The organism is Nocardioides sp. NPDC000445, from assembly GCF_040300245.1.
Classification (GTDB): domain Bacteria; phylum Actinomycetota; class Actinomycetes; order Propionibacteriales; family Nocardioidaceae; genus Nocardioides.
The window spans coordinates 47,530-54,554 of record NZ_JBEPDH010000030.1 but is presented as its reverse complement, the minus strand read 5'-3'; the positions used below and the strand labels follow the sequence as shown (position 1 = coordinate 54,554).

9 protein-coding genes are annotated in these 7,025 nt (G+C 69.2%); 6 read left to right on the top strand and 3 right to left on the bottom strand.

Annotated elements, in window-relative coordinates:
- The first annotated feature begins 392 nt into the window (after positions 1-392).
- The 4 genes from ABT304_RS28840 to ABT304_RS28825 all read left to right on the top strand — a co-directional run bounded on the left by ABT304_RS28840 (position 393) and on the right by ABT304_RS28825 (position 4,094).
- Positions 393-1,667, top strand: coding sequence for an HNH endonuclease signature motif containing protein (locus tag ABT304_RS28840; protein ID WP_350720595.1), 1,275 nt, complete (start codon positions 393-395; stop codon positions 1,665-1,667).
- Between the two features lie 55 nt (positions 1,668-1,722).
- Positions 1,723-2,346 (top strand): flavin reductase family protein, encoded by a 624-nt coding sequence (locus tag ABT304_RS28835; protein ID WP_350720593.1) that lies wholly within the window; start codon positions 1,723-1,725, stop codon positions 2,344-2,346.
- Positions 2,347-2,477: 131 nt separating this feature from the next.
- Positions 2,478-3,746 carry an extracellular catalytic domain type 1 short-chain-length polyhydroxyalkanoate depolymerase gene (locus ABT304_RS28830; RefSeq protein WP_350720591.1) on the top strand — a complete coding sequence of 423 codons (1,269 nt, stop codon included), beginning with the start codon at positions 2,478-2,480 and terminating at the stop codon, positions 3,744-3,746.
- A gap of 36 nt (positions 3,747-3,782) precedes the next feature.
- The gene (locus ABT304_RS28825; RefSeq protein WP_350720590.1) at positions 3,783-4,094 is read left to right on the top strand and encodes a hypothetical protein; all 312 of its coding nucleotides are present in this window, start codon (positions 3,783-3,785) and stop codon (positions 4,092-4,094) included.
- Between the two features lie 5 nt (positions 4,095-4,099).
- Here the strand turns inward: ABT304_RS28825 and ABT304_RS28820 are convergent, their stop codons facing one another.
- From ABT304_RS28820 to ABT304_RS28810, 3 genes are read right to left on the bottom strand one after another with little or no spacing between them, the layout of a single operon-like run.
- Complete coding sequence (locus ABT304_RS28820; protein ID WP_350720588.1) at positions 4,100-4,486, bottom strand: nuclear transport factor 2 family protein; 387 nt, start codon at positions 4,484-4,486, stop codon at positions 4,100-4,102.
- 48 nt (positions 4,487-4,534) lie between these two features.
- Complete coding sequence (locus ABT304_RS28815) at positions 4,535-4,678, bottom strand: hypothetical protein (protein WP_350720586.1); 144 nt, start codon at positions 4,676-4,678, stop codon at positions 4,535-4,537.
- Positions 4,651-4,950, bottom strand: coding sequence for a hypothetical protein (locus tag ABT304_RS28810; protein WP_350720584.1), 300 nt, complete (start codon positions 4,948-4,950; stop codon positions 4,651-4,653). Before ABT304_RS28810 ends, ABT304_RS28815 begins: the two co-directional genes overlap by 28 nt.
- A 131-nt stretch (positions 4,951-5,081) precedes the next feature.
- On the opposite strand from ABT304_RS28810, the gene ABT304_RS28805 reads away from it, so the two are divergent.
- Both ABT304_RS28805 and ABT304_RS28800 read left to right on the top strand, forming a co-directional pair.
- The gene (locus tag ABT304_RS28805) at positions 5,082-5,804 is read left to right on the top strand and encodes a polysaccharide deacetylase family protein (protein WP_350720582.1); all 723 of its coding nucleotides are present in this window, start codon (positions 5,082-5,084) and stop codon (positions 5,802-5,804) included.
- 93 nt (positions 5,805-5,897) lie between these two features.
- Entirely contained in the window at positions 5,898-6,992 is a 1,095-nt protein-coding gene (locus ABT304_RS28800) for an FAD-dependent oxidoreductase (protein WP_350720580.1), read from the top strand.
- Positions 6,993-7,025 lie beyond the last annotated feature (33 nt).

Genomic DNA, 7,025 nt, shown 5'->3' with positions numbered 1-7,025 from the left:
GGGCGTCGATGCCGTCGGCTAGATCCTCGCGGGCATTCCTAACTGAGGCACCGACCACCTTTCGCGGGCATCTTGACATGAGGCACTACGGGACGCCCTTCGGGCGCCGGCTTCGCCGGCCGCCTACGGCGGTCCTGGACTCCGGACCAGATCGAGAAAACTTGGCTGGCTATCGGGGCGGCGGCCCGGGTGTGGCGCAGCGGAATCCTGCTTCGGATAGGTGATGTTGATGGGGCGTGAGGGTGGCCCTTCGGGCCACTTACCATCCACAGAAGCGAGGTCGTTCGCTCACCGCGAAAATTGGCCCTGACCAGGGAAAATAGATGGCCAGACAGGGGTGGTGAGCGTAGAATCAGACCCATCACAGCACACCTCTGAAGGAGAGGGCAGCGATGAGTCTCGGCCGCTCGATCGACCCCTGGGGCACCAACCCCGGCGACGCGATCGACGCTGCGTTGCAGGCCATCGCGACCGCCCTCCAAGAGTTGCTGGCCACCGATCCCGCCTACTGGCGCACGAGCCAGAAGAAGGACCTGCTGGAGCGGTTGGAGAAGCTCCAAGCCCAACAAGCCGCCTTGAAGATGCGAGTGCTCGCCACGGCCGGTGACATCGCCGAGGAGACCGGTGCGAAAGACGCGGCCGGGTGGATGCGGACCGAGCTCCTCGTCGACAAAGCCGTGGCTCGCTCGCAGGTGAAGCTCGCGGCGGCGGTGACCAAGTACGACCTCGTCGCCACCGGCCTAGCCGAGGGCGTGGTGTCCCAGGACAAAGCGCGAGTGATCACCCAAGCGCTCGACAAGATCGAGACCGACCCTGCCGCCAGTGCCGAGGACTTGGTGTTGGCCGAGAAGCTGTTGGTTGACTACGCCTCTCGGTTGACCGCGAACGAGCTCCGCATCGTCGGGAGACGGATCCTGGCCGAGATCGACCCGGCCCGGTTCGAAGACGCCGAGGCCAAAGCCCTCCTGGCTGAGGAGGAGCGTGCTCAGCAGAAGACCGCGTTGCGGGTGTGGGACAACCACGACGGGACCGTCGGGTTCGACGGGGTGCTGCCGACCTCGATGGGGATGCGGTTCAAGCGGCTGGTCGAGGCCTGGGCCCAACCCCGCAAACAGCAACTCGTCGCCAAGGGCGCTCCGCTGCCGCCGTGGGAGCGGTTGATGGGCCAAGGCTTCACCCGGCTCCTCGAGACCGTCGACCCGGCCGCGTTGCCAAGGCATGGTGGGGATGCGACGACCATCAACGTGGTCATCTCCCTCAAGGAGCTCCGCAAGGACCTTGGCATCGCGACCCTGGGCTATGACGAGACCAACGGCACCATCATCTCCGCGGCGGAGGCGAGGCGGATGGCGTGCAACGCCACCATCATCCCCTGGGTCCTCGGTGGCGACAGTGAGGTCCTCGACGCGGGTAGGGGCAGCCGGTTCTTCCAACCGATCCAGCGCAAGGCACTCCGGCTGCAGCAGAAAAGCTGCCAGGCCGAGGGCTGCGACATGCCACCGGAATGGTGCGACGCCCACCACCTCGACCCCTGGGCCGCTGGCGGGAAGACAAACCTCAAGGACGGGGCGTTGTTGTGTCCCCACCATCACCGCCTCGCGCACAACGCGGCGTACGTCCATGAGCGGCTACCGGATGGCACGATCCGGTTCACCCGTCGTCCGTGACTGCCCTGTCGGATACCCGCCGGAAGTCGCCGGTGGGGCGGCTTAGGTTCGAGGCATGGGTACGCATGTCGACATCGATCCGGCCATCCTCTACTTCGGCACGCCGGTGGTACTGCTCTCCACGGTCAACGAGGACGGCACCACGAACCTGATGCCGATGTCGTCGGTCTTCTGGCTGGGACGTACGGCTGTTCTCGGGATCGGCGCGTCATCGCAGACGGCGCGGAATCTGAGGGAGCGGCCGGAGATCGTGCTCAACCTTCCCAGCGTCGACCTCGTGACCCAGGTCGACCGGCTCGCGCTGACAACGGGCAACGCGGCGATGTCGGCGGCGAAGGCCGAGCGCGGGTACGTGCATGTGTCCGACAAGTACGCCCATGCCGGGCTGACGGCGTACGGATCCGACACGGTGCTGCCGACGTCGGTGGCGGAGTGCCCGGTGCACATCGAGGGGACGGTCGCGGCGCTCCATGAGCTCGGTGAGCCGAAGCTGTTGGCCGTCGAGGTCGCGGTGACTGCGGTGCGGGTCGCCCCGGAGCTGCGTCTGGATGGTCACGCCCACCGGATCGATCCTGATCGCTGGCGGCCGCTGGTGATGAGCTTCCAGCAGTTCTACGGCCTGGGGGAGCGGGTCCATCCGTCGCGGCTGGCGAGCATCGACGAGGAGCTCTATCGGTGAGCGACGCCGGATCGACACGTCCGAGCGTCGGATTGTGGTCCGCGTCGACATAGACCTGTGGCGGGCGTCACATCTACGGTCGGTCTGCCTGCCGGGAGGCGGCGGGCTGGTCTCGCTCAGGAGGATCGGTCATGCGTCTCGGGTTTCGGATCTCGTCCCGGTTTCGGCAGCTTCGGCAGCAACGAGTCGGTGCCGCGCTCGTCGGCCTCGGGCTGGTGCTGGCCGGTGGTGCGGCCGTCGCGGTCGCACCCGCCGAGCCCTCCACGGCCGCGGCGGGCACGTGGACGGCTCGGACGGCGGGCGGGATGACGACCCAGCTGTACGTCCCCAGCACCGCTCCGACGCTCGGCACCGGGCGTGCGCTCATGGTCAACCTGCACGGCTGCGTGCAGACCTCGGCCGCCCTGCGCGATGGCGGCAACTGGGCCGCGACCGCGGACGCGCGCGGCATGGTCGTGGCGATCCCCGCGGCACCGAACGGCGGCGTACTCCTCGGCTGCTGGGACTATTACGACGGCAACCACTCCCGGACCTCGCCGGGGAGGCACGACGACAACCTTCTCCAGCTGGTCAGCGACCTGCTCGCCGATCCGGCCCTGGACATCGACCCCGACCAGGTCTATCTGTCCGGGCTGTCCTCGGGCGGCGGCGAGACGATGGTGATGGGCTGCCTCGCGCCCGACGTCTTCGCCGGGATCGGGATCAACGCCGGCCCTTCGGTCGGGACGACCTCGGGGCAGATCGGCTCGGTGGCGGTGACCCAGTCGCAGGTCACCAACACCTGCCGTACGTTCGCCGGCACCGCCTCGTCGGGGTTCGGCAGCCAGCTCACATCGGTGATCTACGGCTCCAACGACACCACTGTCGCGCCCGGCTACAACACCCTGAACGCCCAGGTCATGGCCGGGATCTACAGTGCCGGATCGCAGTCGTCCTTCTCCCTGGCGGGCCTCGCCGGCAACAACACCGCCGGCTCCGGCACGCTGTGGTCGGACGGCACCGGCCCGCGCGTGTCCCTGATCCAGAACACCGGCATGGGACACAACTGGCCGGCCGGCGGTGGCCCCGGTGGCTCGTACGTCACGACGAACTCGATCGACTACCCGGCGTACGTCACCGACTTCTTCTTCGACAACAACCGCCGGGTCGAGCGGGGCACCGAGCCGACCGACCCGCCGACCGAGGAGCCCACCGACCCGCCGACCGAGCCCGGCCTCTACTGCGGCGCTGCGACCAACGCCCAGCACGAGGCCGCCGGGCGCGCGCACTCCTACGGCACCAACCCCTACAACCCGTTCTACGCGAACGTCTCGGAGGACTACCTGGGGCAGGGCGACGCCACCGTGACGACCCTGCAGGAGTCCGCGGGCGGCCGCTTCGACGTGGTGACGACCTGCTGACGTAGGCTTCGTCTCCCGACCAGAACGAGGTGCAGCATGACAGCGAGCAGGTCCGCTCGTGAGCGGAAGGCAGCCTCGCAGGCCGGGCCCCTGGCCACGGTGAGGATCGACCTCGACGCGCAGGAGCAGTTCGTCTACAAGATCACCTGCACGGAGTGCGTCGTCAGGGACAGGATCAAGTGGGCGACCTACCGTGCCGGTGAGGACAACGGGTTCATGGCGGCGATGGACCGGTGGATCTTCCACCTGACGCAGAAGCATCCCGAGTCGGACGCGCCGTGCCTGAAGTTCCTGCCCGAGGCGCAGCAGCGGCTCGAGGAGCGCCGGCAGGGGCGACCCGTCGACTGACGGCCTCAGCCGCGCATCGCGGCGGCCTTGATCTCCTCGAACTGCTCGCCCATCCGGGCGGCGAGAGCCTCGGCGGCACGCAGCGGACGGACCATCACCTTGAAGTCGACGATCTTCCCCTCGTCGTCGTAGGTGAGGAAGTCGCAGCCGTTGAGGTCGAGGCCGTCGACCGTGGCGGTGAACTCGTAGGCGTGGTGGACGCCGTCGTGGATCTCGCGCACGTAGGTGAAGTCCTCGAACACCTTCACCACGGCGCGCAGGATCGCGGCCGTGATCGCCCGGCCAGGGTAGGGCTTGAACGCGACCGGGCTGGTGAACACGACGTCCTCGGCGAGCATCGCCTCCACGGCGTCCATGTCCTTGGCCTCGATCGCCTCGCGGAAGGTGGTCATCTTGGCTCCTCTGGGTCGACTGCTGGGAGGTCGGTTGCTGGGGAGAGCCTAGAGGGACGGCTGGTGCGGCGTGCTCCGCGCGATCCTCCGGCCGCTGTTGAGGGCGTAGCCGATGCCGATCCCGACCGCCGCGGGAGCGAGGACGAGACCGGCGAGGAACGGGGTCAGGTTCCACAGATCGCTCCACAGCACGTCGAAGTCGCGACCCTCCTCGAACCAGATCCGGACCGGCCGCTGAGTCCGACCACGCCGGCGATCAGCGCCCAGCGTACGAAGACGGGCGGAAGGGTCGCCGCATGGTGGCCGTCCCACAGCCCCCAGATCCCCGAGACGGTGAGCAGCAGCGCGAAGTAGATCAGGCCTGCGCCGATGTTCGCGTCCTCGGTCGGGAAGAGGTTGGTCATCACGGTCGAGAACAGGAGGCTGCCGCCGAGGATCACGGCGAGGCGTACGAGAAGCTTCATGTCTCCAGACTCTCTGATCGGGCCGCGGCGCGCATGAGCGTGAGTACTCAGACTTGTGGGAACGACTCGGTCCTTGACACGGATCAGCTGCGCCTTGATTGTGTTCGACAACGATGTCGAAGGAGTCTGTCATGACTGTCTGGAGCACGAGCGGCGACTGGCAGCTCCGCTCGGACCCCGGGTTCGTGCCGGGAGGCGCGCTCCGTCCGACCTCGACGCCGCTCGCCGCCGCCAGGGGCACGGGCAAGGTTGCCGCTCTCACCTTCGACGACGGCCCGAACCCCGGCGAGACGGATCGCTTGCTGGAGATCCTGGCCGCTCACGAGGTCACCGCGGTGTTCTGTGTCATCGGCCAGAACATCACCGCGCCCGGCGGCAGCGAGATCCTGGGACGCATCGTCGCCGCGGGCCACACGCTGTGCAACCACTCCACGTCCTACGCCGACATGGGCAGCTGGTCGCGCGCCCAGGTCGAGCGGGATCTCAAGGCCAACCTGGCCACGATCCGCGAGGTGCTGCGAGACCCGGCTCAGCAGGTGCCCTACTTCCGGGCTCCCAACGGGAGCTGGGGCAACACCGGAGAGGTCGCCGCATCCCTCGGCATGCAGCCGCTCGGGCTGGGCAACGTGATCTTCGACTGGGACGGCAACGACCTGTCCGCGGAGACGCTGGCGAGCAACCTCCGGGCGGCGATCCGCCCCGGCGCGGTCGCCCTCGCCCACGACGGTGGTGGCAACCGCGAGAACACCGTCGACGCGGTCGAGACGGTGCTCCCGGAGAAGCTGGCCGAGGGATACACCTTCACCCTGCCGCAGGGCGGCATCCCGGGCACGGACTGGACACCCAGGAGGTGACCGCCTCGACCGACGGGTGCGAGAGCAGGGTGCGGTTGTGACGTACGAGCTCGTCGGCCCGGGCTGAGGTCGACGTCGGCTAGATTGCGCGTCGTGAGTGGATCGATGAGCAGCCGGAGTGCCCTGGTGGTCGGCGCGGGGATCGGAGGGCTCACGACGGCGCTCGCGCTGTCCCGGGTCGGTTGGCAGGTCACCGTGCTGGAGCGCGCGCCGGAGCTGGGCGAGGTCGGCGCCGGGCTCTCGATCTGGCCGCGGGCGTGGAAGATCCTCGACGATCTCGGGGTCGCGGATCGGCTCGTGGACGGCACCCGGCCGGCGATCCAGGCGGGGTTGCGGCGGCCCGACGGGCGCTGGCTGGCGAAGGTGGGCGTCGACGCCGCCGAGCGGACCCCGGTGATGGTGCACCGGGCCCGGCTGCACGAGGCGCTGGTGAGCGAGCTGGAGACGCGCGACGGGATCGAGGTACGCACCGGCGTGACCGTCACCAGCCTGGCTGAGCTCGACGACGCCGACGTGGTGGTCGCCGCCGACGGGATCCGCAGCACGATCAGGAAAGAGCTGCATCAGCGCGAGGACGTACGTTATGCCGGCTACACCGCCTACCGCGGTGTGACCGCGGAGCCGGTGCCGGGTGACGCGTCGACCACGGGAGGCGAGACCTGGGGGACCGGGGTTCGCGTCGGCTACGCCCCGCTGGTGGATGGCCGGACGTACTGGTTCGTGACCGCCAACCGGCCGGCGGGGGAGACCGGCGGGGACCACCATGCCGACGTCACCGCGCTGGTCGGCGACTGGCACGAGCCGATCCCGCAGCTGCTGGCGGCGACGCCACCGAGCGCCGTCCTCCGCGGAGACATCTGCGACCTGCGGCTGCCGCTGAAGCGGTTCGACCACGGCCGGGTCGTCCTCCTCGGCGACGCCGCGCACGCGACGACCCCCAACCTCGGGCAGGGCGCCTGTGCCGCGATCGAGGACGCCGCCGTCCTAGCCGCGCAGCTCGCCGGCCACGCCCGCGTCGAGAGTGCGCTGGTGGCGTACGACCGGACCCGGCGTCCCGCGACCTCCCGCCTGGTGCGGGCGTCTCGGCTGGTCGGGGTGCTCGGCCAGGTCGAGAGCGGCACTGTGGTGGCGGTCCGGGACGCGGGCCTCGCCGGGCTCGGGGCGGTCGCGGGGCTGCTGAGCAGGTAACACCGTCACAGGTGACGGGGCAGCGGTGTCTGG

Coding starts and splice junctions, on each gene's coding strand:
- ABT304_RS28820 (WP_350720588.1), bottom strand. CDS start 4,486: ATGACCACCTTCCGCGAGGCGATCGAGGCCAAGGACATGGACGCCGTG.
- ABT304_RS28835 (WP_350720593.1), top strand. CDS start 1,723: ATGGGTACGCATGTCGACATCGATCCGGCCATCCTCTACTTCGGCACG.
- ABT304_RS28805 (WP_350720582.1), top strand. CDS start 5,082: ATGACTGTCTGGAGCACGAGCGGCGACTGGCAGCTCCGCTCGGACCCC.
- ABT304_RS28825 (WP_350720590.1), top strand. CDS start 3,783: ATGACAGCGAGCAGGTCCGCTCGTGAGCGGAAGGCAGCCTCGCAGGCC.
- ABT304_RS28840 (WP_350720595.1), top strand. CDS start 393: ATGAGTCTCGGCCGCTCGATCGACCCCTGGGGCACCAACCCCGGCGAC.
- ABT304_RS28830 (WP_350720591.1), top strand. CDS start 2,478: ATGCGTCTCGGGTTTCGGATCTCGTCCCGGTTTCGGCAGCTTCGGCAG.
- ABT304_RS28810 (WP_350720584.1), bottom strand. CDS start 4,950: ATGAAGCTTCTCGTACGCCTCGCCGTGATCCTCGGCGGCAGCCTCCTG.